We start from the raw sequence: 26,526 nt of genomic DNA on the forward strand, positions 1-26,526 counted from the left end.
GGAACTGGCGAGCGATGAGGGGATTGTAAGGACAGTTGGGTGCCCGGCCTTGTCGCCAAGCGACAACTTCTTATAGCGCAAACCCCGGATTTTCCCGGGTTTACGGCAATGCGACATATAGCGTCGCAAAGGCGCAGTTTACCGGGCGCGGCCGATTTGCGGCAGGCCGCGCAGGATACCAAGTCAGCCCCCACGGCAGAGACATAAATATCTACCGCACGGTGGTCGCTTGCCGCTGATTTGCTGAGGGTTCTTCCCAACGCCAAGGAATGGCCATGCATTTGTCTGAAGCACCCCCATCGGCAACCCCGGATGCCGCACATGACGCGCAACATGCGGACGAGCATTACCAACCACTGAAAAACGCGATTCCGCCCTGGCTGGGCGACACCTCAGCCACTCGGCGCGAAGCGCTGAAGACCAGCGCCCCGCAACAGCCGGCCGCGCTCCAGGTCGCGCCAGCCGAACAGCATGCGTTGATGAAAAGTCTTGGGGCGGCGCATATCACCGCGCAGAGCCGGGTCGACAAGAGCCTTGAGCACTTGCAGGACGCTGCGGCCTTCGCCGAGCCCCTGCTCAAGGCCGAGCTGAAAAGCTGCTTCGATCTGGAACTGGATGTCAGAAACACCTACGTGCGCCTGTACATTCCTGCCACCACCCCATGGTTTCCGATCCGCACCGGCGCCCGCGCCTGGTCCGTGTCACTGCTTGAGGCGGCGTTGCATAACTTCGAAGACAAGGAAACCGAAGACGACGCCTTCGAAGCCGAGTCGACATTCACTAGCGCACCTTCGGCTACAGGACAGTTTGAAACCCTGCCCGAGATCAAGGCGAAACTGAGCATTCCCGCATTCACAAAACTGTGCCGTCGACTGGATATCGGCGCGAAATACAAAGCCAGTCTGGAAGACAATCTGGGCTACTCCGATCCGATGGTCGCGTCGGTCTTGCGCGGCAAGATCGACGCCAGCCAGAAGGCCGCGATGAAATCGGCCCTGCAATGGGCGCGGATGAACCGCGACGTGTCGGAAAACGCGGTACGCCTGATCGAAGCCATGCTCGACGGTGTGAAAGGCCTGCATGTGCACGGCGCCCCGCTGCTGTGTCATGACATGACGATGCTTTGCGCACCGCTCACCGGCATCGTGGTATTCGCCCCGGACCTGTACATGACACGCAATGCAGCGCGCGTCGTCGCCTACGTTCCGGATGACCCCGAACATCCGTTCAAGGAGTACGCCTCGCCATTGGAAATGGTCGTGGAACTGACGCGCCAGTTGCGCTCCAGGGACTATCAGCAGTTCTTCAGCCGCTTCGTCAATCACGACCAGCGCGGCTTCTTCTTCAGCACCCTCAACAGCCGGCTGAGTGAAATCCGCTGGCACCCGCACGAACCCGGCGACCCTCGGCCGGCGTGGCGCGAAGCCGCAGTGGAGCGACCCGATCTGCAGACTGCGCTGACGCCGTTTCACGACGATGTGTGGCAACACCTGTATCAGGCAAAACTGAACAAGATTTTCAATGACGCCCGAACCATTGCCGTACCGACTGCCCTGGTTGATCAAAGGGCGCGCTGGGCGTTCTGGGATTCGCTGGTCAACATCCTCTCTTCCATCGCCCAGACCGCCACAATGATCGTCGCGCCGTTCGTGCCGGTGCTCGGTGAAGCGATGATGGCGTACATGGCCTATCAGATGCTCGATGAAGTATTCGAAGGCATTGTCGAGTGGGCGCAGGGACGCACGACCGAGGCGGTCGAACACCTGATGGGAACCGTGGAATCGATGATCCAGTTGGGCATGTTCGCCGTCGGCGGTGCGATTGGCGCGGCCGAGTTCCGCAAGATATTGCCCAAGGAAATCGTGGCGTTCATCGACCGCTTCAAACCGGTACAACTGGCCAATGGTGACACCCGCTACTGGCAACCGGATCTCGAACGCTACAAACATCCGCAGCGCCCGAGTGCCGATTCGCAACCCGATGCCCTGGGTTTGCATGCGCATGAGGACAAGCTTCTGCTGCCCTTGGAGGACGCGCACTTTGCGGTCACGGAAAGTCAGGTGCCGGGGCAGTACCGCATCGAACATCCGAGTCGCCCCGACGCATACCAACCGGTGCTGCGCCACAATGGCGAAGGTGCCTGGCACACTGAACTCGAGCAACCGCTGGAATGGGATGGCGCAACCGCGCTGCGCCGTATCGGCCCTGCGGTCGAGAGCTTGTCCGCGAGCGAGCGCGAAACCGTGCTGCAGGTCAGCGGAACCAGCGAAGACGCGTTGCGCAAAATGCATGTCGAGCAGGAAAGCGTTCCGCCTCTACTGGCCGACAGCATCCAGCGCTTCAAGATTGATCAGCAGTTGCAACGCTTCATCGACCAGCTCGACAGCGCTGACGCTGAAGTCTTCTTGCGCGCCGACCCGGCCATGCAACTGGAGGTGCTCAGCGAATACGGCCGCTGGCCAGCCGACCAGTGCGTGCGTCTGCTCGATCGCCAAGGCGAGCAACTGTGGCAATCGTCTGCCGACACAAGCCTGCCGGTAATCGAACTACGCCACGACACGCTGGCCGGTGGCGACGTGCTCAAAACCCTGCTCCAAGCCCTCGACGAGACGCAGATCAAAACCTTGCTGGACGAGCCCTTCGCGGGACCGACGCCGTCCATCGAGGTCCGCAGCCACAACCTGCGCAAACAAGTGGCCGACCTCGCCAGACGCAACACCAGCGCGCTGTTCGAGTCGCGCTATCAAGCCCTCCAGCACCTCGACGACCCGCTGGCCGCTCGACTCAAGATTCACCCTCCGCAATTGCCGGCCAGCATTACCCGCGAACTGCTCGATACCGCGACCGGCAGCGAACTGTTGCAGATCAGCGAAGGACAATTGCCCCCGCGCCAGCAGGCACTCATGCAGATGGCCAGTGAGGAGGTGCGCGTTGCCCGCGCATATGAGGGCCTCGAGCTGGATTCGATGAGCAATCACGACTCTGATTCTCTGGCGCTGCACAGCCTCAAATTGTTGCCGGGCTGGAGCGGCGATGTACGCATCGAAATCCGCGGCGGGCGCTACGAGGGCCGGTTACTGGACACGATCGGCCGTGACGATGCGCCCGAATACAAGGTGCTGGTTCGCCGCGACGATGGCCAATACCAACCTTATGACGATCGTGGGCAGCAGCTGCATTCGTTCGCTGATTTCTATTCCAGCCTGTTGTACGCATTGCCCGACAGCGAGCGCCAGAGCCTGGACCTGCGGATCGGCCAGGGTCAGGCGCTGAAGGCGGCCATTCGTGAACGCACGCTCGAGCGCAACGAGTGGCGTCAGGTGATTGCCGATACGCCGTCCCGAGCGCCGGCTATCGACACCCTGCGCCTGCTCGGTACCGATGGTTATGCCCATGCTCCGCGTCCGCCGCGCCCCGCTTACCAGCCGCACACCCTCGAAGAAGACATCCGGGTGCTCTATCCACGCATGTCGAACCATGAAGTGCGCTTCCTCGCCGAAAGCATGCGAAGCAGTCCCGCAGGCCCGCGCACCGAAATGCTTCGTTTGCAAAATGACTACCTGCAATTGCAGAACGAACTGCATGTCTGGGCCAACAATCCGCCCGCCGTGCACCCGGAAACCGGCACGGCGCCCACCTCGCTGGAGAAGCGCGCCGAAATCCAGAATCGCAGGCTGCTACGGGAGCAATTGCTCAAAGCCTGGAGACGGGAGCACGTCACGGGTATCAATCACCGGGGCTTTGCCGCCGGATACGCCTTGCGCCTTACACCTGCGGTGATGGGCGACTTGCCCGTGTTGTCAGCAGACTTCAGCCATATCACCTCGCTCGCCATTGATGGCAGCCCGATGACCACATCTGTCGACAGCTTTCTGCAGTCCTTCAGCCAGTTGCAGAATATCGATGCGCGCAACCTCAATCTGTCGAGCCTGCCGCAAGCACTGACTTCGATGCGCTCGCTGCGCGAATTGCGCTTACGCAATTGTCGGATCAGTCTGACGACGGTCACAGAGTCAGTGCTCGCGGCCATGCCGCAGCTCACCCTGCTCGATCTGCAAGGCAATGCGCTGGGCCTGCCTCCGGACCTGCACACACTGCCTTCATTGCGCTACGTGAACCTGTCGGATACCGGCATTCACACGGTGCCCGACGATCTGCTGGATCATCCGCGCCTGATTTCGGCGCAATTCGATCGCAACCGCATCACGCGGATACCGGACAGTTTTTTCAACCTGGCAAGCTCCCTCAGCGATGGTTATACCTTCGCCGATAACCCGTTGACGGCGGCTTCTCGCGAGCGGGTAAAAGTATTCTACGAGCACACCGGAAGGCACTTCGGCGTCCGGCCCGTGCAGGAGGATCTGCAACGCACCATCGCCTTGTTTCCATCCCTCGACACGGAAGGCGCAACACAGGTGTTGTACCGATTGCCCGGGCCATTGGCGGAGTGCGGCGCACAGTTGTCCCGCTGGGAAAATGAACTCGGCGTGCTGAATCTCGAACTCAGTCAATGGATCAACCAGGCCACCGTGACCGCCTCTGAGTCGGGGGAACGTCTTCCCCTCGAGGCACAGGCCCGCGAACTGGAGGCCCGGCGATCCTTTGCGCAACAGATCGAGCAATTCTGGCGCAGCCCGCCCCTGTACCCGCGCCTTGAAGAACTCAGGGCAACGGCGACGTTCAGTGGGGATATGCCGATACTCAGCGCCGGTCTCGAGCGCGCGACGCAGCTGAACCTCACCGGCACCGCCAATAGCACCGCTGCCCTGCGCTTCGTGGAGTGCTTCCCCAACCTTGCCAAGCTGAAAATGAACGGTTTCGAACTGGGACCGCTTGCGCTGGGCGAAGCAAAACTGCCTCAACTGAGCGATCTGGAGCTGAAAAATTGTGGCGTGGTCATGACCCCGGAAAACCAGGCTGCGCTGCTGTCACTTGGCAGCCTCGACTCACTGGACCTGAGCGACAATCCGTTGGGTACGTTCCCCGACCTGAATTTGTTGCCCGAATTGATCTATCTCGATCTGTCCAACTGCGGGCTGACCGTCGTTCCCGAAGGACTGGCCAGCCATCCGGGGTTGCGAACCGCAGTGCTCGCAGGCAACCGCATCACGCAACTGCCCGAGGCGCTGTTCGACCTCCCCGCCGAGCGCAGTGACGGCATTGACCTTGCCGACAACCCGCTATCGGCCGCCACCCGCGACCAGATCAAAAACTACTACCGCCTCCATCGCAACGACTTCGACGTATTGGCGGCCGAGCCGGACGTGAGCCTCGCCCGGCAGTTGTTTCCCGGTTTGAACAAGCAAGAGGCCAGCGAGATGATTTACGACTTGCCCGGCGACCTGGCCGACGGTCGCCAACAGCTGCTTCGCTGGCAAGCAGAACAGCAACAGATGCGCGATGACCTGACCCGCTGGGCCTTGGCAACGCCGTCTGCGCACCCGGTTACGCGTCAAGCCTTGAGCGCAAGCGAACGTTTGGCGCAACGATCCGCACGCTCGGACTTCAAGCAATTGATAAAGGATTTCTGGGGCGAAAGATCGATGGGAACCGGCAGGCGCACGACTTCTTTCGCGGCAGACCTCAAGTTCCTCGGCGAAATGCCGCGCCTGACGGTCAACTTCGATCACGTTACCAGCCTCAAGCTCGCGGGCAACGTGACGATCGCGGGACTGGAGCCGTTCGCTGCCTTGTTCCCGAATCTTCAGATGCTGGAACTGAAAGCTTTCACACTCTATGACATCCCTTCATTCGTCAGCCGTCTGCACTATCTCAAAGAGCTCAAACTCAATGACTGCGCGCTGACGCTTACCCCTGCCGGGCAGCAGGTACTTGGCGCGCTGCCCGAGTTGCGGTTGCTCGATCTGAGCCATAACCCACTGACAAACGCGCCAGACCTGACAATCCTGCCCAAGGTGACGAACTTCTCGCTCGGCCATAGCGAACTGACGAGCGTGCCGAAGGGCATCGCCGAGCATCCGCTACTGCGAGAGCTCCATCTCAATAACAACCAGATAACCGTGCTGCCCGACGCTGTCTTCAGTTTGCATCCCGAGCGGGCCGACAGCGTCTATCTGAACGACAATCCTCTGTCCATGAATGCCCGCGAGCGCGTCAAGCGCTACTACGCCGCACAAGGGCGCAACTTCCGGATCAAGCCGGCATCGGCTGACATTGCCATGGCGCAGAGACTGTTCCCGCGACTGGGCGAAAACGCTGCGATCAACATGATTTATCGCCTGCCCGGGACATTACAGACCGGCACGGCGCAACTGATCAGATGGGAGGCGGAAATCGCCCGCATGACCAGTGATCTCAACACATGGAGCGCGCGCTTGCCGGTCAACAACCCTTCGACAGAGCTGCCCTGGACTGCGCCGGAAAGATTTGCAGAACTCGCCGCCAGACAAAGATTCAGCAGCGACCTTGAGAAACTCTGGCGCGGCCGGCAAAACGAAAACTCAGCCCTGCGGTTCAATACTTTCGAAGCCGATGCGACATTCACCGGCGAATTGCCGGAACTGACCGCTGACTTCAGCCACATCACGCATCTCAACCTTCAGGGCAATCCGGGGCTGAACATTCCAGATGGGTTTTTCCGAAGCTTCAGCGGCCTGCGCGGACTGGAACTGCAGGATTTCGCCTTGGGCCGGATACCCCAATCGTTGCCAAGCCTGCCGTTGCTTGAGAGGTTGATGCTGAGCAAGTGCCAGATCACTCTGGATCCTGCCGGACAAGCGATCCTGTCCACGATGACCCGATTGAAATCTCTGGACTTGTATAGCAACCCTCTGCAGGTGACGCCCGATCTATCGACCCTGCAGAACCTGACGTTCATCGACCTGATCAACACCGGCATCGATAGTGTTCCCGCCGGGCTGGAACAGCTGCCGCACCTGGAAGTCGCGTTGCTGAGCGACAACAACATCAGCGAATTGCCGGCGCAACTGACGCAGTATTCCGATCGCGGCATTGAACTGGGCGGCAACCCGTTGTCGGTTGCTTCCAGAGAACGGATCAAGGCCGCATTCCAGGCCAAGGCTGACAACTTCGGTGTCTGGGTCCAACAGCAAGACATCGATCTGGCGCAAAGCCTTTATCCATCGCTGTTCGGCTTCGATGCCAACGATCTGGTCTACAAGCTTGCGGGCACGCTGGCCGATGGACGTGTTGAGCTGATGCGCCGCAAAACCGAACTCACCAGCCTGCTCGAACGCCTGGATAGCTGGGCCAACGAGACTCCCAACGATACTGACACGCAGATGCCGCTTGCGACCGAAGCGGCAGCCAGGGAAAGACTCAACCGCCAGCACTTCAGGCAAAACCTCGAAGACGACCTGCGCCGTGCGCCCTCGTTCCTGACAGGGCCAAGGGTCAGCTGCGAGTTGTCGTTTACCGGTGAGCTGCCGCCGCTGACTGCGCGTTTCGACCACATCGAACAACTGAAACTGACCACCACAGCGTCCGCTGCGCCTCGGATCGTTCGTCTGCTGGAGCTGTTCCCGAAGCTCAAAGGCATCGACATCCGCAATTATCCGCTGGGCGAGATTCCCGCCCCGATTTTCGCCATGGAAAGGCTGCGCAGCCTGTATCTGCCGGGCTGTGAAATCACGCTGACTGCGCAGACCGCAGAAGCATTCGCAACGCTGAGAAACCTGAGTTCGGTGGACCTGAGCGACAATCCGCTCAACATCGCTCCGGATCTGAGTCATTTCCCGCAGATGACCGATGTGCGTCTGGGCAACTGTGCCTTGAGCAAGGTGCCTGACGGCCTGTTCGAACTGCCTCGATTGATGTACGCGGACTTGTCCGGAAACGCGATCACCGAGTTGCCGGGCGAGTTTCCTTTACAGCCCGGCGACGTGCTGACCGAATACGACTTCAGCGACAACCCGCTGACTGCCGAAAGTTTGCAGCGCCTGCAGCGGTATGAGGCGGCGTATCAATTGCGCCTGCTGGAGCAGCAGTCGAGCAACGACACCGCGTATCAGACGATTGAGGATTTCCATGATTTCTCCGGCGGCATGGAAATCGATTGAGGGTCGATCCGCGCTCAGCCACGCTCCGGCGGCACTGACGACAATTCGAACGGGCTGCTGCTGCGCCGCTGGTTGCGATCTTCGCGCGGCGTGGCACCGAAGAAATTGCGATAGGCGCTGGAGAAATGCGGCCCCGAGGAGAAGCCGCACGAGAGGCCGATCTGGATGATCGACTTGCTGGTCTGCATCAACATCTGCCGGGCCTTGTTCAGGCGCAATTCCAGGTAGTACTGGCTCGGCACGCGGTTGAGGTATTGCTTGAAGATCCGTTCCAGCTGCCGACGGGATACGCACACGTGCTGGGCGATTTCGTCGGTGGTCAGCGGCTCTTCGATGTTGGCTTCCATCAGCAACACCGCTTGGGTGAGCTTCGGATGACTGGAGCCGAGGCGATTCTGCAACGGGATGCGCTGACGCTCACCGCCCTCGCGGATGCGCTCGACCACGAGTTCTTCCGACACCGCACCGGCCAGTTCCGCGCCGTGATCGCGGGCCAGCACCGCCAGCAGCAGGTCGAGCACCGACATGCCACCGCAGGCGGTCAGACGATCGCGATCCCAGTCGAACAGATGACTGGTGGCGATGACTTTCGGGAAGCGCTCAGCGAAATCGTCCTGCCAGCGCCAGTGCACGGCGGCGCGATAACCGTCGAGCAAACCGAGCTGCGCCAGCGGATAGACACCGGCCGACAGACCACCGATCACGCAACCGGCACGCACCAGTTGCTTGAGCGCACTGCTCAGCGCCGGCGCCAGGGTGGTCGGCGGCTCGTCGGCGAGCAGGAACAGTTTCTGGAAATTCTCGAGCTTGCCGGCCCAGGGTTCGCCGGGCAATTGCCAGGCCCCTTCGGTCTGCGGCTCGGCCTGCAAGAACGACAGTTCGTAAACCACGTCCGGGTGCACCCGCTGCGCAACACGCAAGGCCTCCTCCGCCAGCGCCAGCGTCAACGCTTTAGTGCTGGGCCAAATCAGGAAACCAATTCGATGGGCAGTCATGGGCGGGCAATCCGAAACGAACAACGGTGATGAAGGCATGGGCCAATGCTAGCCCGGAAATGAACACAAATCCTGAAACCGGTGAAGATCAGAATGTGGGAGCGAGCCTGCTCGCGAAGGCGGTGTACCAGTCAACATAATTGCTGGCTGTTGTACCGCTTTCGCGAGCAGGCTCGCTCCCACAGGGATCTGAGCCAGCCAGAAGATCGCGAAGCATGACCTAATCTGGTGCACAACGGCAGCCCTGATTTATTTCAGGCTGCCCGACAGGAACTGCTGCAAGCGCTCCGACTGCGGGTTGACCAGCACTTCGCGCGGGTTGCCGCTTTCTTCGACGACGCCTTTGTGCAGGAACACCAGCTGGTTCGACACTTCACGGGCGAAGCCCATTTCGTGGGTCACCACGACCATGGTGCGGCCTTCCTGCGCCAGCGCCTGCATGACTTTCAGCACGTCGCCGACCAGTTCCGGATCGAGGGCCGAGGTCGGTTCGTCGAACAGCATCACTTCCGGTTCCATCGCCAGCGCACGGGCGATCGCCACGCGCTGCTGTTCGCCGCCGGACATGTGCCCCGGGAACGCGTCTTTGCGATGGGCCACGCCAACCTTGTTCAGGTAGTACTCGGCTTTTTCGCGCGCTTCGTACTTGGGTACGCCGAGCACGTGCACCGGTGCCTCCATGATGTTTTCAATCGCGGTCATGTGCGACCACAGATTGAAATGCTGGAACACCATCGACAGGCGCGAACGCATGCGTTGCAGCTGTTTTGGATCAGCGGCTTTCAGCGCGCCATCCTTGTTCGCCACCAGTTTCAGCTCTTCGTTGTTGAGCAGGATCTTGCCGGCGTGCGGCTGCTCGAGCAGGTTGATGCAACGCAGGAAAGTACTTTTGCCGGAGCCACTGGAGCCGATGATGCTGATCACATCGCCGGCGGCGGCTTTCAGGGACACGCCCTTGAGCACTTCGTGACTGCCATAGCGTTTATGCAGGTCTTGGACTTCAAGTTTGTACATGCGGTCGGTTCTCACAAAAACAGTCAGTCAGTCGTTGAGCAAGCGCCCGTGACGCAGCGCTTCGCGCCCCGCCACCTTGGCCAGCCAGAAACCGGGTTGGGCATAGCGCAGCCGTTCAATGGCAAACAGCACCCCGGACGTACCAGCACATACCGTGCTGACCCGATCGGACACAGGGTCGATCACTTGAAAAATCTCATCGCCCGCCTCGACCCATTCGCCAGGCCTGCGGGAAAAACTCACCACACCGGGGTGCGGTGCGAACAACAATTCGGTGCCTTCGAACGGCATGCCTTCGCACGGTTCGAAGGCCGGGTCCGGCCACTCGCCGGTGATCAGACCTTGCTCGGCAAGGAACGCCAGAATGCCTTCAGCATAAGCCTCGGCTTCGACGCGGCCGGTGTCGGCCTGCCCGCCCAGCTCGATGGTCGTCGCCAGACACGCCAGCGGAATCTGCGCCTCGGGGAACTGCCGCGACAGGCGCAGCCATGGCAACGAGCAGGCTTCATCGAAGGAGCTGCCGCCGGAATCTTCCGCGAGCAAACCTACCTTGACGTTCAGGTGTGCCGACAGCGAACGCCACTGCGGCCAGTGCTGCGGCAGCGCATACATGTGCAGCGCGGCTTCGGCATCGCAGTGCAGGTCCAGCACCACATCGGCGGTGCAGGCGTGGCTGAGCAGCACACGTTGCATGCCTTGCAACTGGCTGCTCGCTTCAGGCAATCCGGCCAGGTGGTCGGCCATTGCCTGACGGATCAGGCGCACATTGGCATGGGGATCATCACCGAGTTTTTCGCCCAGCGCCGCCGCGACCGGCGCGCTGAGCTCGACGAAATCACGATTGAAATTCTTGCCGCTGCCCGCCTCGAAACGGCCCTGGAAATTGCCTTGCAGCAATTGCCCGAGGCCGATCGGATTGGCCACCGGCACGAGCTCGATCACGCCGTTGAGCAAGCCTTGGGCTTCGAGTTCGCCGAGGCGCTTTTTCAGCTCCCAGGCAGTGCGCATGCCCGGCAGTTCATCGGCGTGCAGGCTGGCCTGGATGTAGGCCTTGCGCTCGCCGCTACCAAAACGGAAAACCGAAACCTTGCGCTCGCTGCCCAGGTGGCTCCACGGCAATACGTGGTCGATGCGTTGCATATCAGTGCTTCCGTGGCGCGAGGTAGCTCAACCAGCGACGCTCGGCCAGTTTGAACAGCTTGACCAGAATGAAGGTCAGGCACAGGTAGAACACGCCGGCAGTGATGTATGCCTCGAACGGCAGGTAGAACTGCGCGTTGACGGTACGTGCCGCGCCAGTGATGTCGATCAGGGTCACGATCGACGCCAGACTGGTGGTCTGCAGCATCATGATCACTTCGTTGCTGTACTGCGGCAGCGCGCGGCGCAGGGCCGACGGCAGCAGGATGCGCTTGTACAGTTTGAAGCGCGACATGCCCATGGCCTTGGCCGCTTCGATCTCACCGTTCGGCGTGGCTTTGAGGCTACCGGCGATGATTTCTGCGGTGTAGGCGCTGGTGTTGACCGCAAACGCCAGGCAGGCACAGAACGTTGCGCTGGACAGCCACGGCCACAGGAAGCTTTCGCGTACCGCTTCGAACTGGGCCAGACCGTAGTAGATCAGGAACAGCTGCACCAGCATCGGCGTGCCGCGAATCACGTAGGTGTACAGCCACGCGGCGCCGTTGACGAACGGGTTTTTCGAGACGCGCATCAGCCCCAGCGGCAACGCCGCGAGCAAGCCGAAGAACAGCGACAGCGCGAGCAGTTTGAGGGTGGTCAGCAGGCCGCTGAAGTACAGCGGCAGTGCCTCCCAGATGACGTTGTAGTCGAAGATCATAGATCAGCCGCCCTTACGCCTACCGAGTAGCGCTTCTCAAGGTGACGCAATGCCAGCAACGAAACACTGGTGATCACCAGGTACATCGCCGCCACTGCGAGGAAGAAGGTGAAAGGCTCGCGCGTGGCATCCGCCGCCTGCTTGGCCTTGAACATCATGTCTTGCAGACCGACCACGGAAATCAGCGCGGTGGCCTTGGTCAGTACCAGCCAGTTGTTGGTGAAGCCGGGAATCGCCAGACGAATCATCTGCGGCACCATCACCCGGAAGAACACCTGAAAACTGCTCATGCCGTACGCCATGCCTGCTTCGGCCTGGCCCTTGGGGATCGCCATGAACGCACCACGGAAGGTTTCCGAGAGGTACGCACCGAAGATGAAACCGAGGGTGCCGATACCGGCGGCCAGCGGGTTCAGGTCGATGTAGTCGTCATAGCCGAGCATCGGCGCGACGCGGTTGAGCAAGTCCTGACCGCCGTAGAAGATCAGCAGGATCAGCACCAGATCGGGAATGCCGCGGATCACCGTCGAATACAGGTCGCCCAGCCACGCCAGCCAGCGCACCGGCGACAGGCGCAACGCGACACCGATCAGCCCGAGAACGATGGCCAGAGCCATGGACGACAAGGCGAGCTGAAGCGTCAGCCATGCGCCATCGAGGATGACAGCCCCGTAGCCTTTCAACATGATTCAGGTCCTCGAAAGTTGGGATGAAAAAATGGCGCAAACCGCAGAGATTCTGTTGCTTGCGCCATTTCGGAATTGTCGCAGAGACGTCTTACTTGCCGTAGATGTCGAAGGCGAAGTACTTGTCCTGGATTGCTTTGTATTTGCCGTTTTCGCGGATGGCCGCGATGGCAGTGTTGATCTTGTCTTTCAGGGCGTCGCCCTTGCGCACCGCGATACCTACGCCGTCGCCGAAGTATTTGACGTCGGTGAAGGCCGGGCCGACGAACGCGAAGCCTTTGCCGGCGTCGGTTTTCAGGAAGCCGTCGTCGAGCAGGGTAGCGTCAGCCACGGTACCGTCGAGGCGACCGGCAGCCACGTCGAGGTAGATTTCGTTCTGCGAGCCGTACGGCTTGATCTCGGCGCCCAATGGAGCGAGAACTTCGCGGGCGAAACGCTCGTGGATCGAGCCACGCTGTACGCCGATGTTCTTGCCCTTCAGTTCAGCCAGACCTTCGCTGACCTGAGTGCCGGCCTTCATGACCAGACGCGCCGGGGTGTTGTAGTACTTGTTGGTGAAGTCGACCGACTTCTTGCGATCTTCGGTGATCGACATCGACGACAGGATCGCGTCGATCTTGCGCACTTTGAGAGCCGGGATCAGACCGTCGAACTCTTGCTCGACCCACACGCACTTGACCTTCATTTCTTCGCACAGCGCGTTGCCGATGTCGTAGTCGAAACCGACGATGCTGCCGTCCGGTGCTTTCGAAGCGAATGGAGGGTAAGCCGCTTCGATGCCGATCTTCAGCGGTTTTTCGTCAGCGAAGGCATTCATCGACAGCACGGACAGTGCCAGGGCGCCAAGCAGCACAAGTTTCTTCATCTTGGGACTCCATCGGTAAAGGGCAAAAACGGCAGAGTGAGCGACAGCCCAATATGCGAATGGGTGAATCGGAAATCGGTTGCGCATCGACGGAAATTTCCCATTGGAACCGCAGGCGATTTCAACGTCAGCCACGATGAGCGAGTGATCGGCATTCTAACGACAGGCCCGAAGCCGATATTTCTTCAATGCGACAACTAATTACAGATGCACCGAGAAAGCGGTTTGAGCTCATTGACAGCCCTGCAAATTCATGCAAGAGCGAAAGACAGTGAACCGATACATATTGCAAGTTGCGGGCCTATTATTCGTAAACCCTTCTAATCCGGCAAGCGCAGCGTTATGTCTTATTTTTTAGCGCAGGTTTTGAGGCTCTAAAACGGCGCACCGCGTTTCCCTTCGCCCCGGTTTGGCGCGGGCGGTTACACATTGGGTTGTGGCGGGTAACAGCGGGAAAGGTCTGACGGTGCAGATCGATAATTATTGGTTGGGGTGTTGCGGTTTCCTACAGCTGACTACTGCGGTGTCTGACAGGTCGCCTTCGCGAGCAGGCTCGCTCCCACATTTGAAATGCGCCCGTTTCCTTGTGGGAGCGAGCCTGCTCGCGAAGAGGCCAGCCCGATCAACACAAATCCACTAGGCACAAAAAAGCCCCATCCGGCATTACCGGACAGGGCTCCTATGCTTCTAACGCTTAAGCAACATTCATGGTCTTGTGCGTATCAATCAAATGCTGCACCACACCCGGATCCGCCAGGGTCGAGATGTCGCCCAGCCCATCGTATTCCGCCGTGGCAATCTTGCGCAGAATACGGCGCATGATCTTGCCCGAACGGGTCTTCGGCAGCCCCGGCGCCCACTGGATCACGTCCGGCGAAGCGATCGGGCCGATCTCCTTGCGCACCCAATTCTTGAGCTCCAGACGCAACTGCTCGGTCGGTTCCTCGCCGTTCTTCAAGGTCACATAGACATAGATGCCCTGCCCCTTGATGTCATGCGGCACACCCACCACCGCAGCTTCGGCCACCTTCGGATGCGCGACCATCGCGCTTTCGATTTCGGCGGTGCCCATGCGGTGGCCGGAGACGTTGAGCACGTCGTCCACACGCCCGGTGATCCAGTAGTAACCATCGGCATCGCGACGCGCGCCGTCACCGGTGAAGTACATGCCACGGAAGGTCTTGAAGTAGGTATCGACGAAACGATCATGATCGCCGTACAGCGTACGCGCCTGGCCTGGCCACGAATCGAGAATCACCAGATTGCCTTCAGCCTCGCCCTCAATGATGTTGCCGAGGTTGTCGACCAGCGCCGGCACCACACCGAAGAACGGACGCGCCGCCGACCCCGGCTTCAGCGCATGGGCACCCGGCAGCGGGCTCATCATGTTGCCGCCGGTTTCGGTCTGCCACCAGGTATCGACGATCGGGCAACGCGACTTGCCGACATTCTTGTAGTACCAGTCCCAGGCTTCCGGGTTGATCGGCTCGCCCACCGAACCGAGCAGACGCAGGCTGCTGCCATCGGCGCCTTCCACGGCGGCCTGACCCGAGGCCATCATCGCGCGGATCGCGGTCGGCGCGGTGTAGAGGATGTTGACCTTGTGCTTGTCGATGATCTTCGCCACCCGGGTGATGTCCGGGTAGTTCGGCACACCTTCGAACAGCACGGTGGTCGCGCCATTGGCCAGCGGGCCATAGACGATGTAACTGTGGCCGGTGACCCAACCGACGTCGGCGGTGCACCAGTAGATTTCGCCCGGCCGGTAGTCGAACACGCGCTCGTGGGTCATGGCCGCATACAGCAGATAACCGCCGGTGGTGTGCTGCACGCCCTTCGGCTTGCCGGTGGAGCCGGAGGTATAAAGGATGAACAACGCTTCTTCGGCGCCCATCTCTTTCGGCGCGCAAACGGTGCCCGCGACCTTCATCAGGTCTTCGTACCAGATGTCGCGATGCTGGTTCCACTTGATGTCGCCACCGGTGCGCTTGCACACGATGACCTTCTGGATGCTGCTGGTTTCCGGGTTGGTCAGCGCGTCGTCGACGTTGGCCTTGAGGGAAATCTTCTTGCCGGCGCGAATACCCTCGTCAGCGGTGATCACCACTTTCGATTTGCAGTCGATGATGCGACCGGCCAGGGCTTCCGGCGAGAAACCGCCGAACACCACCGAGTGAATCGCGCCGATCCGGGTGCAGGCCAGCATGGCGACCACGGCTTCGGGAATCATCGGCATGTAAATGGTCACCACATCGCCACGGTGCACGTCCTGACCCCGCAGGGCGTTGGCGAGTTTGCACACTTGTTCGTGCAGTTCGCGGTAAGTGATGTTGCGGCTCTCGGAAGGATCGTCACCTTCCCAGATGATCGCGACTTGATCGCCGCGCTCAGCCAGATGGCGGTCGAGGCAGTTGTAGGAAACGTTCAGGGTGCCGTCGGCAAACCACTTGATGTCGACATGGTGATCGTCGAACGACGTCTGCTTCACCGTGGTGAAAGGCTTGATCCAGTCCAGACGCTTGGCTTGCTCGCGCCAGAAGCCGTCAGGGTTGACGACCGACTGCTGGTACATGGCTTTGTAGGTCGCCTCGTCAGTCAGCGTGTTAGCCAGAACCTCGGGACGAACGGGATACAGAGAAGCCGCACTCATCTTTCCTACCTCGGTGTAATAGTTGTTTTTGTATGACCCTGTTGTAGCCGGGTGGGCCCCATAGAACCATTCGACGATGGTAGTAACAACCCTCCCCCTGCGCACGCGCCCCTGTAGGAGCTGCCGAAGGCTGCGATCTTTTGATCTGTTTTCAAGATCAAAGTCAAAAGATCGCAGCCTTCGGCAGCTCCTACAGGGAATGGGGTGTTTGGGGGATTGTTACCAAATATGCCAAAAGTGTTTATCAAAACCCGCTCTGTTTACCCCGGCCCCACCACCCTAAAATTCACCTCGCCAACAAGGCAACCGCGATTAACAACGTTACAGCCCCCACGAAGGCCGTTAATCCAGCTCTCCAAGTAACGCATCAAATACTCAAGCTCCACACGCAACCCTAAAAAGGTTGCGTGACCCCACTCGACCTCAAAAAGGTGAATTAGAAATGAAAGCTTTATTGGTTCTGGCCCTCAGCAGTCTGTGCGCAACCGCCATGGCAGACGAGGTCCCGACTGATGTCGCACAGCAACAACCGGTAATCGAGGAATACACTTACTCCACACATCTGGACATCGCCAAAGTTGTATCGATGAGCGAAGTGCCAAATGTCTGCGAAGTAGTACCGGCAAAAATGGAATACGACGACTCCAAAGGCCAACGCCACATCCTGCGCTACAGCATCATGGGCAACGGCTGCACGAACTGAACCAGACTGCACCGAATCGGATCGCTCAGCGCTACATTGAGGGTCGATTCCAGCCCGGCTACGGTCGGGCTCAGTTGTGTCTGGAGCCGTGAAAAACGCTTGCAAAACACTAGATATAGTGAAAAACCCGCTTTTCTGGCTATTTTTTAAACAAAAAACCACCTGGCAAAAAATTAACGAAAAAAAATCTGCCGGGGCCGATTCCGCGCAAAGCCCTGTAATCCCTCGGTCGGACCGAAATCCACCGCCTCCTCGGCCTCGCCATGAGCCGATTCGCCGCACCACGCCGGTAAAAATTTCCCTATAATGCCGCCCCATACGGGTCAGCAATATTCCCTTACAGGGAGCAAAAGCCATTCTGAAGCCCCGCAACAGTGCCATACGCTGATTGCGCCCATCAGAGGCTCTCGGAACCCGTCAAAATTTCTGTTTATTTGCCTGCGTGCAGCGCTGCAAAAAACGACATCCAACGCGGCTTGTTTGGCCGTGTGAAAAACCAACCCTTCAGGTTTCACACGGGCACAAGCCCTCACGCAGGAGACGACACGTCATGCTGAGCTGGGACGAATTCGATAAAGAAGACAGTGAAGTCGCAACCGTGAAAGGCGCCAACGCCGGCCACGCAAGCGAAGCCAACATGGACCGCCTCGACAACGCCGGCGGTGCCGCAGCGCTGGAAGCCCGCGCCGTCACCGCCGACGACTCGGCCGCCGTGGCCCGCGCCAAGGCTGCACTGAACTCCCTCGACGTCGCCGAAGGCCTCGCCGAACTCGAAGGCGCCTCCGCCCGTGTCGCCGTTGACGAAAAGCGCATGATCAACTGCCGCGCCGACCTCAACCAACTCGTACCTTTCAAGTACGACTGGGCCTGGCAGAAGTATCTGGACGGTTGCGCAAACCACTGGATGCCGCAAGAAGTCAACATGACCGCCGACATTGCCCTCTGGAAAAACCCGGAAGGCCTGACCGACGACGAGCGCCGCATCGTCATGCGCAACCTCGGCTTCTTCTCCACCGCCGACTCCCTGGTTGCCAACAACCTGGTCCTGGCCGTGTACCGCCTGATCACCAACCCGGAATGCCGCCAGTACATCCTGCGCCAGGCGTTCGAAGAAGCGATCCACACCCACGCCTACCAGTACTGCATCGAATCGCTGGCCATGGATGAAGGCGAAATCTTCAACATGTATCACGAGATCCCATCGGTCGCGAAGAAAGCAGCCTGGGGCTTGAAGTACACCCGTTCGATCTCCGATCCAAAGTTCGAAACCGGCACCCCGGAAACCGACAAAGAGTTGCTGCGCAACCTGATCGCCTACTACTGCGTTCTGGAAGGCATCTTCTTCTACTGCGGCTTCACCCAGATTCTCTCCATGGGCCGCCGCAACAAAATGACCGGCGTCGCCGAGCAGTTCCAATACATCCTGCGCGACGAATCCATGCACCTGAACTTCGGCATCGACGTGATCAACCAGATCAAAATCGAAAACCCGCACCTGTGGGATGCCGAAATGAAGGAAGAAGCTACCCAAATGATTCTGCAGGGCACCCAGCTGGAGATCGAATACGCGCGCGACACCATGCCTCGCGGGGTGTTGGGTATGAACGCGGCGATGATGGAGGACTACCTGAAGTTCATCGCCAACCGTCGTTTGTCGCAGATTGGTTTGAAGGAAGAATACCCAGGGACGACTAACCCGTTCCCTTGGATGAGCGAGATTATGGACTTGAAGAAAGAGAAGAATTTCTTTGAGACTCGCGTGATCGAATACCAAACTGGTGGTGCTCTGAGCTGGGACTAATAGTCTCGCTTGGCGCGATTTGACGATTGCGGTTTAAGTCGGCGAATCGAGAAAGCAAAAAGCCCCGATCTGATCGGGGCTTTTTTATGGGCGATCGGTAATCCTCTTTACGCCTACGTCACAGCGCTCAATCTCCTACAGCACTTGCAGTCGCTTCCCATTGAAGCGTGCTGCGAGCACTACTAAGCTCTATCGCAGGTGCCTAAGAAACGCCCAACGTAGAAAGCTTGGTCAGTGACACAGACGTGTAATTCGTCGGTGGCAACTGCTCTGCTCGTTGGGATTTCTTAAGTCCGCTCTACGTTGGGGTCCGGCCCTCCCAAAATCCAAAACGTAGAGGTCACAGATATGTCTGATCCATGCTCGGTAACAGTCTTCTCTCGCCACAACCTTTTTCTACATGCCCTTCTACTCGAAAATCAGCCATGGTTCTCCGCCCGGGATGTTGGCCGTTTGATGGGCTTCCACCTGAATGATCGGGTGGTCCACAAGCTAGATAGCGATCAACGCCGCGTCATGCGGATCGAGTACTTTCGAGAACCAGAACAGCATCTGATGCTCAGTCAATCGGGGGTGTATGCGCTATTGATCTATCACTACGTACCGGGAAATCGGTTATTGCGTGAATGGCTCACCAATGAGGTCGTGCCAACCTTGCGTGACGCTGCGGATTCGGGAGATTCAAATCGGCCAATGTTGAGTTTGTTGGATTGGCCGGAAATGTCTTTGAGTTTGCTGCATTGGCAGGATGAGGGCTGGATTCGGCTGCGGGATATGCCGCACCTATTAAATGATCAGCCACGACGACGAACGATCGAAGCTAATCCTTGGTGGCGGCGGGTCGTAAATACGTTGCAGTTATCTACGCATTCATTTAGGTCAAATCATCGAAAACCCAGCGGCCGTTGAGAAGCCCTTTCAATTGCTCAACACTCAGTAATTGCTGAGGTTTTCTATGAACAATTGCGTGGCAATTTGCACAGAGAGGAATAAGGTCAGTCAGTGGATCGACAACTTGTTCCTCTTCAAATTCTGAAATGGGCTTCACGTGATGTACATGAATAAAGCCCTTCGCGTGCGCCCCATAGGCTTTCTCAAAGTCAAAATCACATGCTTTACATAGAAGGCCATGAATAGCGATAGCCTGACGTCTAAGCTTGGGACAGCGCTCGTATCTCACACCGTAATAAGTGGATTTTTTACCTTCAGTACCAACGATTACAGTTTCAAAATCCTCCGTACCGTCAACCTGGCTGAAGTCATCTGCCTGCAATGGCGCCAGCAAAGCATTGGATGAGATCCGGTCGAACACAGTTTGGTCAATGGACCGAACACCGTTACGCCAGTAATTGTTCTTTAGATTTGAGGGAATTTGCTCAAGGTACTCCCCCTCAAGCTTTATTGGGATTGCCGACTCAAACTGACGAAAATCCTCAATAGAAGCAAACAGGTCTCCTCGCTTACTGTTCCTGTCTGCATACACCCTTCCTATGCGGGCTAAGCCAAAATAGTGAGGCGCAGAACTCAGACGTAACGCTGAGAAAGCCTTATTTTTCAGTTTCCCTTTGTAGTAAATAACCTCTGTTCCCTGGATAAGGATTTCCTTGTACCGCTTCGGGAAGTGGTAGAGGACCCCAGTTTGATCGGCCCATTTTGACAAATCATTCTCGGCAATTACGGCTGGCATCCACTCATCCTCTTATCAGAGGCTAGAGATTACCAAATCCTGAGAAAAGTCCTACACGACTTACGGAAGGCTCTCACGACTGACTCAAGCCAACGCTTCAGCCGTTCGGTGAGACATGTGTTCCACATCTCTCTCTAGAATGCTTTAGCGAAGCCTAGAAAATGCCCACTTCACTGCAGCAAAAAAAGAATTAGTAGGTGCACTACCACGCACCTCCCGCTATTAATACCCCTCCCCCACTCAAGGATCCGAGCCCCACCATGAAATTCGATCTCGCCTACTGCCTCAGCCTCGACGACAAGTTGTCGATCTATGACGTTCGCGATCTCAATTTCGATGAGACGGTGGCGTTTGACTCGGCGAAGGAACACTTCCAGTGCCCCAACGATGCCTGTCGTGCGGCGTTCGAGGCTTCCAATGAGTTGGGTACGTTCAATGCCAAGAATGTGAATTACGTGCGCACGCCGCACTTCAAGAATCTGCCCACGACGCAGCATGTGACGGGTTGTCCGTATGCGAGTTTGAAGGCGTCGGCGTCGGGTGTTGAGACGGCGGATGGCGAGGTGGATGACGGGCGTGAGGAGCATTTCCCATCGGAGTTGTTGCTGACCCGGCGTGAGTATGTGCGCAAGCCTGTCGCGCCAGCGGGGGCGGCGGATGTGTTGCGCGATGACTCGGTGCGGGCGGCGGCGGGCAATGGTAAAGAGTCGGCGAGTCGTGAGTCGGCGCCGGACAAGACCAGTGTGTTTGCGCATCCGGTGGAGTGTTTTGTTTCCAACTTCGCCGACAAGGATTTGCTCAAGCGCATGCCGTTGAAGGTCGGCGAGCATACGGCGCCGTACAGTTCGTTCTTCAAGAAGATCGAATATCTGACGGACAACAAGGGGCTGATTTACTGGGGGCGGATCAAGAAGATCGAGGACTTCCACAGTGCCAGTTTTCGGATCGACTTCGAGGACAAGGTCTGGTTCAAGAAGCCCGAGGACAGTAAGAAGAAGCCGTATCCGGTCAGCGTTTATCTGAACAAGAAGCTGATCGACAACTACCGCAAGCGCAAGGCCTTTCTGGAGGAGATCAAGCACGCGGTGGATAGCGACAAGACGTTGTTCTGTTTCTTCTATGGGGTGACGCCGGAGTTGAAGCAGGTGCCCGGCAAGAAGAACCCCGAAAAACCTTTCGAGGTCTTCAATGCCAATATCGAGAACCTGGATCACTTCATTATTCGTGAAGCGCCGGGGTTGAAGTGAAGCTCAGTTGATGCGTGCCCTTTCTTCAAACGCTCGAATCTCCCGCTCCGCCTCCCTGCGTCGCTCAAGTGCAGCCTGAACGCCCAGATCTTCCACTCCGCAATACTGGAGCAGCCAATGAGCGAGCATTTCTTCATCAGGGCGAAAGTAATCTTTTCGGTCCTTGGTGTTTCGAATTTGCGAATTCATCCGCGCATCTAAACCGATAGCTGCACGTTCGCCTTGGGGCAAACAGCCCCACTCTGCCGCGCAATCCTCGAAAAACCAGGCGATTTGTTCGATGTGCTTTTGTGCGCTGCGATGGCCACGGCGATAAAAACGATACTCGCGACTCAGCTCGAGACGATCGGTCATTGTCCCCGCATCAACCCATTGCATGAGGTCATGATTGATTGCATCGCGGATCAGACCTTCGCGCCAACGCTCGTTAAACCACGCTACAAACCCTTCGGCGTCGGCCTTTTTGGCATCAGCCAGGATCACGCAATAGCGGGTTTTGATGTGCAGGACCAACAACGCATGTTTGCGCTGCACAGTGATCGCATGAACCAACCACTGTTCGTCCGCGCCGTTCAGCTCATCATCCTCAATAACTGATGACGGCGGTTTGGTGTCCACCGGCGTGATCGTTTTGCCTTTATGGACACGGCTGAAGAACTTACTGGCGGCTTCGGTGCAATTGAAGATCAACATCCTGGTTCTCTGCTGAAGACTGGAGGGCGACGCTCTGCCGCTGATTCTGATTTCTTTCGCCTGCGTCAATCAACGATTCATTTCAGCGAAATGCTCAGCAGCACCAGGATCAGCAAACCAATATAGATCCAGGCATGCACCCGATCCGGTATCCGCCCAATCCACCGCGCAGCCAATCTGATCCCCAGCAACGAGCCAACCGTCAGCAGCGCAAACGCCAGCACATTGACGTACCCGATATACCAACCCCCCAGATCAGCCTCGGTGAACCCGGCCAGCGCCATGTACGTCAGTGTGCCGGCCAGCGCCACTGGCACGCTGAGCGGATTGGCCATGGAGGTCGCTTGCGACATGCTCAGCCCGCAACGGCGTAGCAGCGGCACAGTCATGACGCTTCCTCCTACACCGAGAAACGTCGCGATGGCGCCGATGCCTACACCGCCGGCGGACGTTTCTGTTGAGGTCAGTCGCCGTGGGAATGTGGTTTGGGACTGTGTGAGAAACCCTCGGCGCAGCAGGCAATCGACGATGGTCACGCCCAGGTAGGCGATGAAGGCGTAGCGGATCACTTGACCGCTGACCCACATCGCAGCGATGGCGCCGACGACCGCGCCTACGCCGATAAACCCGCCCAATGGCCAGAGGTAGTCCCGGAGCAGATTGCGGGCGCGTTGGTGTTTGCGTGTGGCGATCAGGGCGTTGACGATCATTACGCAGGTCGAGGTGGCCACGGCGATGTGCATGGCCGACTGGGCAATGGGGTCGTCAGCTGCGTGGCTGGCGGTGAGCATGCGATAGAGCAGCGGCACGATGACGAAGCCGCCGCCGAAACCGAAAAGCACGGCGCTGATGCCGGCGAGGCAACCGAACAATGTAAGCAGGAGGTAGAACATGGTGGGCGTCCAGGATCGGGGGAGCCCAGGACATTAGAGCGTGATGCACTGGCCGGCTTCAGTAGTTGGGCCAATAATGTTCGCGTTTACGCCAATCGCTGGAATACGCCTGATGCGCAATATTTCGATCAATCAGCTCGATGACACGCCTCGCCCGGTCGTGGCCATCGGTACCGATTATCCCCACGGCCACCTACTCCCGTTTCATACGCATCGCCGTGGGCAATTGCTCTACGGCGCCACCGGCGTGATGCAGGTCAGCACTCAGAACGGTAATTGGCTGGTGCCGCCGCAACGCGCGGTGTGGATTCCGCCGGGCGTGGCCCACGAGGTATTGATGCTCGGGGTGAGCACGCGCAGTGTATATATCGAGCCGGGAAACGTGGAATTGGGGCCGGACTGCCAAGTGCTCAATGTGTCGCCGCTGCTGCGGCATTTGCTGATGGAAGCGGTGGACGTGCCACTGATGTACGACCAGGCCGGACGCGACGGTGTGCTGATCAACTTGCTGTTGCATGAACTGACACGCTGCGCGCCCCTTGCCCTACACATTCCCATGCCCGCCGAAGGAAAGCTCCTCAGTCTGTGTCAGACCTTTCTGAACATGCCCAATGCCCACAAATCGCCGCAGGATTGGGCCGACCAGTTACACATAAGCTTGCGTACCTTTAACAGATTGTTTCGGCAGCAGACCGGGCTCAGCTTTCGTCAGTGGCGCCAGCAGGCGTGCGTCGTGCAGGCGTTGGCACGGTTGGCGGCGGGGGAAGCGGTGACGCGGATTGCTCTGGACTTCGGCTATGAGAGCCCGGCGGCGTTTTCGACGATGTTTCGGCGAGTGCTGGGACAGGCACCGTCCGTCTGGTTGGAGCCGACGAACTAGGCAAACTCGAAAAATGCATTTGATCCCGGCCGAAAACAACTGTACAAAAACACAGTACATTTTCAATCAGCACTTTTGAGCCCGGAGCACACCATGGCCTCTCTTGCGATGAACCACGTCCTCGAACGCATTGCCCTTTTCCAGTTCACCCCGACCCACTGCGTCCAGGCCCGCGCCATGCTGGGCTGGAGCGTTGAACAACTGTCGCGCGAGGCCGAGGTGGCGGTGGCAGATATCCAGCGGTTCGAAGCGCAGCAGGACGTAGCGGACGCCGCGAGACTGGCACTGGCTTATCGGTTTGAAGCGCAGGGGTTGGTGTTCTTTCCGGGGTTCGCACCGGGGCGCAGTGTCAGGGCGCAGGGTATGGCAGGGGAATCGGTGGGGCGTGGGGATTTTGCGATGGCTGATTAAGCTGGCGAGGGGGACGCCCCTCACCAACTGAACGGATTCATGCGTTCTGTACCACCGCATCACTCTCCTCTTCAACCGCCATCCACCACGCACTCCCCCGTTGTGGATGCGCAAGGTTGAACGCCTCCCCCATTCGCGGTGTGGTAATCGCAATACTGCGTTCCCACGCGAGGGCGAGGATGCGGTCGAAGGGTTCGTGCCAGGCGTGCATGGCCAGGTCGAAGGTGCCGTTGTGGATCGGGAAGAGCCAGCGGCCCTTGAGGTCGATGTGGGCTTGCAGGGTTTCTTCCGGTTGCATGTGCACGTGCGGCCATTCGACGTTGTAGGCGCCGGTTTCCATCAGGGTCAGATCGAACGGGCCGTATTGTTCGCCGATGCGTTTGAAGCCGTCGAAGTAACCGCTGTCGCCGCTGAAAAAGATTCGTGTGTCGGCGTCGATCATCACCCACGACGCCCACAGCGTGCTGTTGCCGTCGAACAGGCCACGGCCGGAGAAGTGCTGCGAAGGGGTGGCGACGAAACGGATACCGGCGATTTCGGTGCCCTGCCACCAGTCGTACTGGCGCACCTTGCTGGCGTCGATACCCCATTTGATCAGGGTGTCGCCCACGCCCAGCGGAGTCAGGAAGTAAGTGGTTTTGGCGGCGAGTTTAAGTACCGCTTCGTAGTCGAGATGGTCGTAATGATTGTGGGAGAGGATCACCGCTTCGATCGGTGGCAACTCGTCAATGCTGATCGGCGGTTGGTGGAAGCGTTTCGGGCCAGCCCATTGCACTGGCGAGGCGCGCTCGGCGAAGACCGGGTCGGTGATCCAGAATTTGTCGCGCATCTTCAACAACAGCGTCGAGTGCCCCAAGCGGTAAACGCTGTGATTGGGCGCTGCGAGCAGATCTTCACGGGTCAGCGGCTGCACAGGAATGGCGGCGCTCGGACGGGTGTCGCGCGGTTTGTGGAAAATCATGTTCCACATGATCCGCAGCATTTTGCGTACCCCTTCGCGCTGCACCGGCGCATGATTGCGAAACAGCCCTTGATCCTGGCGCGAGGCCTCAGGCGTGGGAGTCTTATCCGGGAGTGAGACTGGATTGGCCATGACTGAACGACTCCGAAAAACCGTGTGCTGCACGGTATTCCATGGGAAATGAAAATGGCCAAGCTGCACGCAAGGGCCAAACGCTCTGGTTTGTAAGGTGCGAGGATTAACGCAACATTACACTGAGCGGTGTAGTTTCTAGGTTGCATCAAAGCCGACGCCAAGTAAACTGCCGAGTGTAATTTCATTCCTCTCGGCCGAAGCCCGCTCATGACCGCTCCACAACGCCTCACTGACCGCAAACGCGAAGCCATCATCCAGGCGGCGATCGCCGAATTCCGTGCCCACGGTTTCGAAATCACCAGCATGGACAAGATCGCCGCTACGGCCGGCGTGTCGAAGCGTACGGTGTACAACCACTTCCCCAGCAAGGAAGAGCTGTTCGCCGAGATCCTGAATCAGTTGTGGGCGCGGATCATCGCCGAGCCATCGGTGCACTACGACCGCGAGCAACCGCTGCATGAGCAGCTGCGCCTGATGCTGCGAGAAAAAGTGCAGATGATGGCTGACGAGAATTTTCTCACCCTCGCCCGGGTGGCGATTGCCGCAACCATTCATTCCCCTGAACGTGCGCAGAATATGATCGAGCGCATGGGCGAGCGCGAGGAAGGCCTGACCGTCTGGATACGCGCGGCGCAAGCCGACGGACGGCTCAAACCGGTGGATCCGGAATTTGCCGCGCATCAAGTACAAGGTTTGCTCAAGGCATTCGCGTTCTGGCCGCAGATCTCGCTGGGTCGCGCGGCCCTTGATCCAGACGCGCAGAATGCAGTTGCCGAGTCGGCGCTGGAGATGTTCCTGGCACTGTATCAGCGGTGAATCACCGGCTCGTCGAGCCGTGTACAACTAATTTCGTAAAAAGTTATACAACCTCGCGAAAAATTCCTTTCTTGTACAACTTTATTAAGTTTTGTATAAGTAGCCATCTGCCAGTAACGGAACGTTGGCATTGAGCAGTCACCACCGAATGCCGCCTGTGCATTTCGGTTTGCCGGCGCAGGAATAGGGACTGAATCCTTTTGATTTTCC

Annotated in this window: 19 protein-coding genes; 8 read left to right on the forward strand and 11 right to left on the reverse strand. The window is 58.5% G+C overall.

Translation table 11 applies throughout. The features are described from left to right. The first annotated feature begins 275 nt into the window (after positions 1 to 275). The gene (locus tag NF676_RS20395) at positions 276 to 8,039 is read left to right on the forward strand and encodes a dermonecrotic toxin domain-containing protein (protein WP_252886672.1); all 7,764 of its coding nucleotides are present in this window, start codon (positions 276 to 278) and stop codon (positions 8,037 to 8,039) included. Positions 8,040 to 8,053: 14 nt separating this feature from the next. Here the strand turns inward: NF676_RS20395 and argR are convergent, their stop codons facing one another. From argR to acs, 7 genes are all read right to left on the reverse strand, one after another. After that, positions 8,054 to 9,034: a transcriptional regulator ArgR gene (argR, locus tag NF676_RS20400; protein ID WP_041479242.1), complete on the reverse strand. Its 981-nt coding sequence runs from the start codon at positions 9,032 to 9,034 to the stop codon at positions 8,054 to 8,056. A gap of 249 nt (positions 9,035 to 9,283) precedes the next feature. Next, complete coding sequence (locus NF676_RS20405) at positions 9,284 to 10,048, reverse strand: ABC transporter ATP-binding protein (protein ID WP_007912705.1); 765 nt, start codon at positions 10,046 to 10,048, stop codon at positions 9,284 to 9,286. A gap of 27 nt (positions 10,049 to 10,075) precedes the next feature. Next, complete coding sequence (locus NF676_RS20410; protein ID WP_041479240.1) at positions 10,076 to 11,188, reverse strand: succinylglutamate desuccinylase/aspartoacylase family protein; 1,113 nt, start codon at positions 11,186 to 11,188, stop codon at positions 10,076 to 10,078. A gap of 1 nt (position 11,189) precedes the next feature. Next, positions 11,190 to 11,888: an ABC transporter permease gene (locus NF676_RS20415; RefSeq protein WP_024014019.1), complete on the reverse strand. Its 699-nt coding sequence runs from the start codon at positions 11,886 to 11,888 to the stop codon at positions 11,190 to 11,192. Then, the gene (locus NF676_RS20420; protein ID WP_016773583.1) at positions 11,885 to 12,574 is read right to left on the reverse strand and encodes an ABC transporter permease; all 690 of its coding nucleotides are present in this window, start codon (positions 12,572 to 12,574) and stop codon (positions 11,885 to 11,887) included. Before NF676_RS20420 ends, NF676_RS20415 begins: the two co-directional genes overlap by 4 nt. A gap of 91 nt (positions 12,575 to 12,665) precedes the next feature. Continuing rightward, on the reverse strand, positions 12,666 to 13,439 hold the full coding sequence (locus NF676_RS20425; RefSeq protein WP_041479236.1) for an ABC transporter substrate-binding protein: 774 nt from the start codon (positions 13,437 to 13,439) through the stop codon (positions 12,666 to 12,668). A gap of 694 nt (positions 13,440 to 14,133) precedes the next feature. Next, entirely contained in the window at positions 14,134 to 16,089 is a 1,956-nt protein-coding gene (gene acs, locus NF676_RS20430; protein WP_056788049.1) for an acetate--CoA ligase, read from the reverse strand. 442 nt (positions 16,090 to 16,531) lie between these two features. Between acs and NF676_RS20435 the strand changes: the two genes are divergently transcribed. From NF676_RS20435 to NF676_RS20445, 3 genes are all read left to right on the forward strand, one after another. Next, positions 16,532 to 16,792: a DUF2790 domain-containing protein gene (locus NF676_RS20435; RefSeq protein ID WP_007912695.1), complete on the forward strand. Its 261-nt coding sequence runs from the start codon at positions 16,532 to 16,534 to the stop codon at positions 16,790 to 16,792. Positions 16,793 to 17,342: 550 nt separating this feature from the next. Further along, the gene (locus tag NF676_RS20440) at positions 17,343 to 18,593 is read left to right on the forward strand and encodes a ribonucleotide-diphosphate reductase subunit beta (protein WP_016773579.1); all 1,251 of its coding nucleotides are present in this window, start codon (positions 17,343 to 17,345) and stop codon (positions 18,591 to 18,593) included. Positions 18,594 to 18,941: 348 nt separating this feature from the next. Then, positions 18,942 to 19,502 carry a BRO-N domain-containing protein gene (locus NF676_RS20445; RefSeq protein ID WP_252886673.1) on the forward strand — a complete coding sequence of 187 codons (561 nt, stop codon included), beginning with the start codon at positions 18,942 to 18,944 and terminating at the stop codon, positions 19,500 to 19,502. On the opposite strand, the gene NF676_RS20450 is transcribed toward NF676_RS20445, so the two are convergent. After that, a complete protein-coding gene (locus tag NF676_RS20450) occupies positions 19,468 to 20,280 on the reverse strand; it encodes an HNH endonuclease (protein ID WP_252886674.1) in 813 nt (270 codons plus the stop codon). The genes NF676_RS20445 and NF676_RS20450 overlap by 35 nt on opposite strands. A gap of 260 nt (positions 20,281 to 20,540) precedes the next feature. Between NF676_RS20450 and NF676_RS20455 the strand changes: the two genes are divergently transcribed. After that, positions 20,541 to 21,527, forward strand: a complete 987-nt coding sequence (locus NF676_RS20455) for a hypothetical protein (protein ID WP_252886675.1) — start codon at positions 20,541 to 20,543, stop codon at positions 21,525 to 21,527. A gap of 3 nt (positions 21,528 to 21,530) precedes the next feature. Here the strand turns inward: NF676_RS20455 and NF676_RS20460 are convergent, their stop codons facing one another. Both NF676_RS20460 and NF676_RS20465 read right to left on the reverse strand, forming a co-directional pair. Next, entirely contained in the window at positions 21,531 to 22,220 is a 690-nt protein-coding gene (locus tag NF676_RS20460) for a DUF6933 domain-containing protein (RefSeq protein WP_252886676.1), read from the reverse strand. A gap of 77 nt (positions 22,221 to 22,297) precedes the next feature. After that, complete coding sequence (locus NF676_RS20465; RefSeq protein WP_252886677.1) at positions 22,298 to 23,113, reverse strand: sulfite exporter TauE/SafE family protein; 816 nt, start codon at positions 23,111 to 23,113, stop codon at positions 22,298 to 22,300. Between the two features lie 112 nt (positions 23,114 to 23,225). On the opposite strand from NF676_RS20465, the gene NF676_RS20470 reads away from it, so the two are divergent. Continuing rightward, positions 23,226 to 23,993: an AraC family transcriptional regulator gene (locus NF676_RS20470; RefSeq protein ID WP_252886678.1), complete on the forward strand. Its 768-nt coding sequence runs from the start codon at positions 23,226 to 23,228 to the stop codon at positions 23,991 to 23,993. Between the two features lie 93 nt (positions 23,994 to 24,086). Then, entirely contained in the window at positions 24,087 to 24,404 is a 318-nt protein-coding gene (locus tag NF676_RS20475; RefSeq protein WP_056788034.1) for a helix-turn-helix domain-containing protein, read from the forward strand. Positions 24,405 to 24,441: 37 nt separating this feature from the next. Here NF676_RS20475 and NF676_RS20480 read toward each other — a convergent pair whose 3' ends face one another. Further along, on the reverse strand, positions 24,442 to 25,497 hold the full coding sequence (locus NF676_RS20480) for an MBL fold metallo-hydrolase (RefSeq protein WP_252886679.1): 1,056 nt from the start codon (positions 25,495 to 25,497) through the stop codon (positions 24,442 to 24,444). A gap of 210 nt (positions 25,498 to 25,707) precedes the next feature. Between NF676_RS20480 and NF676_RS20485 the strand changes: the two genes are divergently transcribed. Continuing rightward, positions 25,708 to 26,316 carry a TetR/AcrR family transcriptional regulator gene (locus NF676_RS20485; protein ID WP_252886680.1) on the forward strand — a complete coding sequence of 203 codons (609 nt, stop codon included), beginning with the start codon at positions 25,708 to 25,710 and terminating at the stop codon, positions 26,314 to 26,316. Positions 26,317 to 26,526 lie beyond the last annotated feature (210 nt).

This window comes from Pseudomonas siliginis (assembly GCF_024072275.1).
Classification (GTDB): domain Bacteria; phylum Pseudomonadota; class Gammaproteobacteria; order Pseudomonadales; family Pseudomonadaceae; genus Aquipseudomonas; species Aquipseudomonas siliginis.

Coding starts and splice junctions, on each gene's coding strand:
- NF676_RS20395 (WP_252886672.1), top strand. CDS start 276: ATGCATTTGTCTGAAGCACCCCCATCGGCAACCCCGGATGCCGCACAT.
- argR (WP_041479242.1), bottom strand. CDS start 9,034: ATGACTGCCCATCGAATTGGTTTCCTGATTTGGCCCAGCACTAAAGCG.
- NF676_RS20405 (WP_007912705.1), bottom strand. CDS start 10,048: ATGTACAAACTTGAAGTCCAAGACCTGCATAAACGCTATGGCAGTCAC.
- NF676_RS20410 (WP_041479240.1), bottom strand. CDS start 11,188: ATGCAACGCATCGACCACGTATTGCCGTGGAGCCACCTGGGCAGCGAG.
- NF676_RS20415 (WP_024014019.1), bottom strand. CDS start 11,888: ATGATCTTCGACTACAACGTCATCTGGGAGGCACTGCCGCTGTACTTC.
- NF676_RS20420 (WP_016773583.1), bottom strand. CDS start 12,574: ATGTTGAAAGGCTACGGGGCTGTCATCCTCGATGGCGCATGGCTGACG.
- NF676_RS20425 (WP_041479236.1), bottom strand. CDS start 13,439: ATGAAGAAACTTGTGCTGCTTGGCGCCCTGGCACTGTCCGTGCTGTCG.
- acs (WP_056788049.1), bottom strand. CDS start 16,089: ATGAGTGCGGCTTCTCTGTATCCCGTTCGTCCCGAGGTTCTGGCTAAC.
- NF676_RS20435 (WP_007912695.1), top strand. CDS start 16,532: ATGAAAGCTTTATTGGTTCTGGCCCTCAGCAGTCTGTGCGCAACCGCC.
- NF676_RS20440 (WP_016773579.1), top strand. CDS start 17,343: ATGCTGAGCTGGGACGAATTCGATAAAGAAGACAGTGAAGTCGCAACC.
- NF676_RS20445 (WP_252886673.1), top strand. CDS start 18,942: ATGTCTGATCCATGCTCGGTAACAGTCTTCTCTCGCCACAACCTTTTT.
- NF676_RS20450 (WP_252886674.1), bottom strand. CDS start 20,280: ATGCCAGCCGTAATTGCCGAGAATGATTTGTCAAAATGGGCCGATCAA.
- NF676_RS20455 (WP_252886675.1), top strand. CDS start 20,541: ATGAAATTCGATCTCGCCTACTGCCTCAGCCTCGACGACAAGTTGTCG.
- NF676_RS20460 (WP_252886676.1), bottom strand. CDS start 22,220: ATGTTGATCTTCAATTGCACCGAAGCCGCCAGTAAGTTCTTCAGCCGT.
- NF676_RS20465 (WP_252886677.1), bottom strand. CDS start 23,113: ATGTTCTACCTCCTGCTTACATTGTTCGGTTGCCTCGCCGGCATCAGC.
- NF676_RS20470 (WP_252886678.1), top strand. CDS start 23,226: ATGCGCAATATTTCGATCAATCAGCTCGATGACACGCCTCGCCCGGTC.
- NF676_RS20475 (WP_056788034.1), top strand. CDS start 24,087: ATGGCCTCTCTTGCGATGAACCACGTCCTCGAACGCATTGCCCTTTTC.
- NF676_RS20480 (WP_252886679.1), bottom strand. CDS start 25,497: ATGGCCAATCCAGTCTCACTCCCGGATAAGACTCCCACGCCTGAGGCC.
- NF676_RS20485 (WP_252886680.1), top strand. CDS start 25,708: ATGACCGCTCCACAACGCCTCACTGACCGCAAACGCGAAGCCATCATC.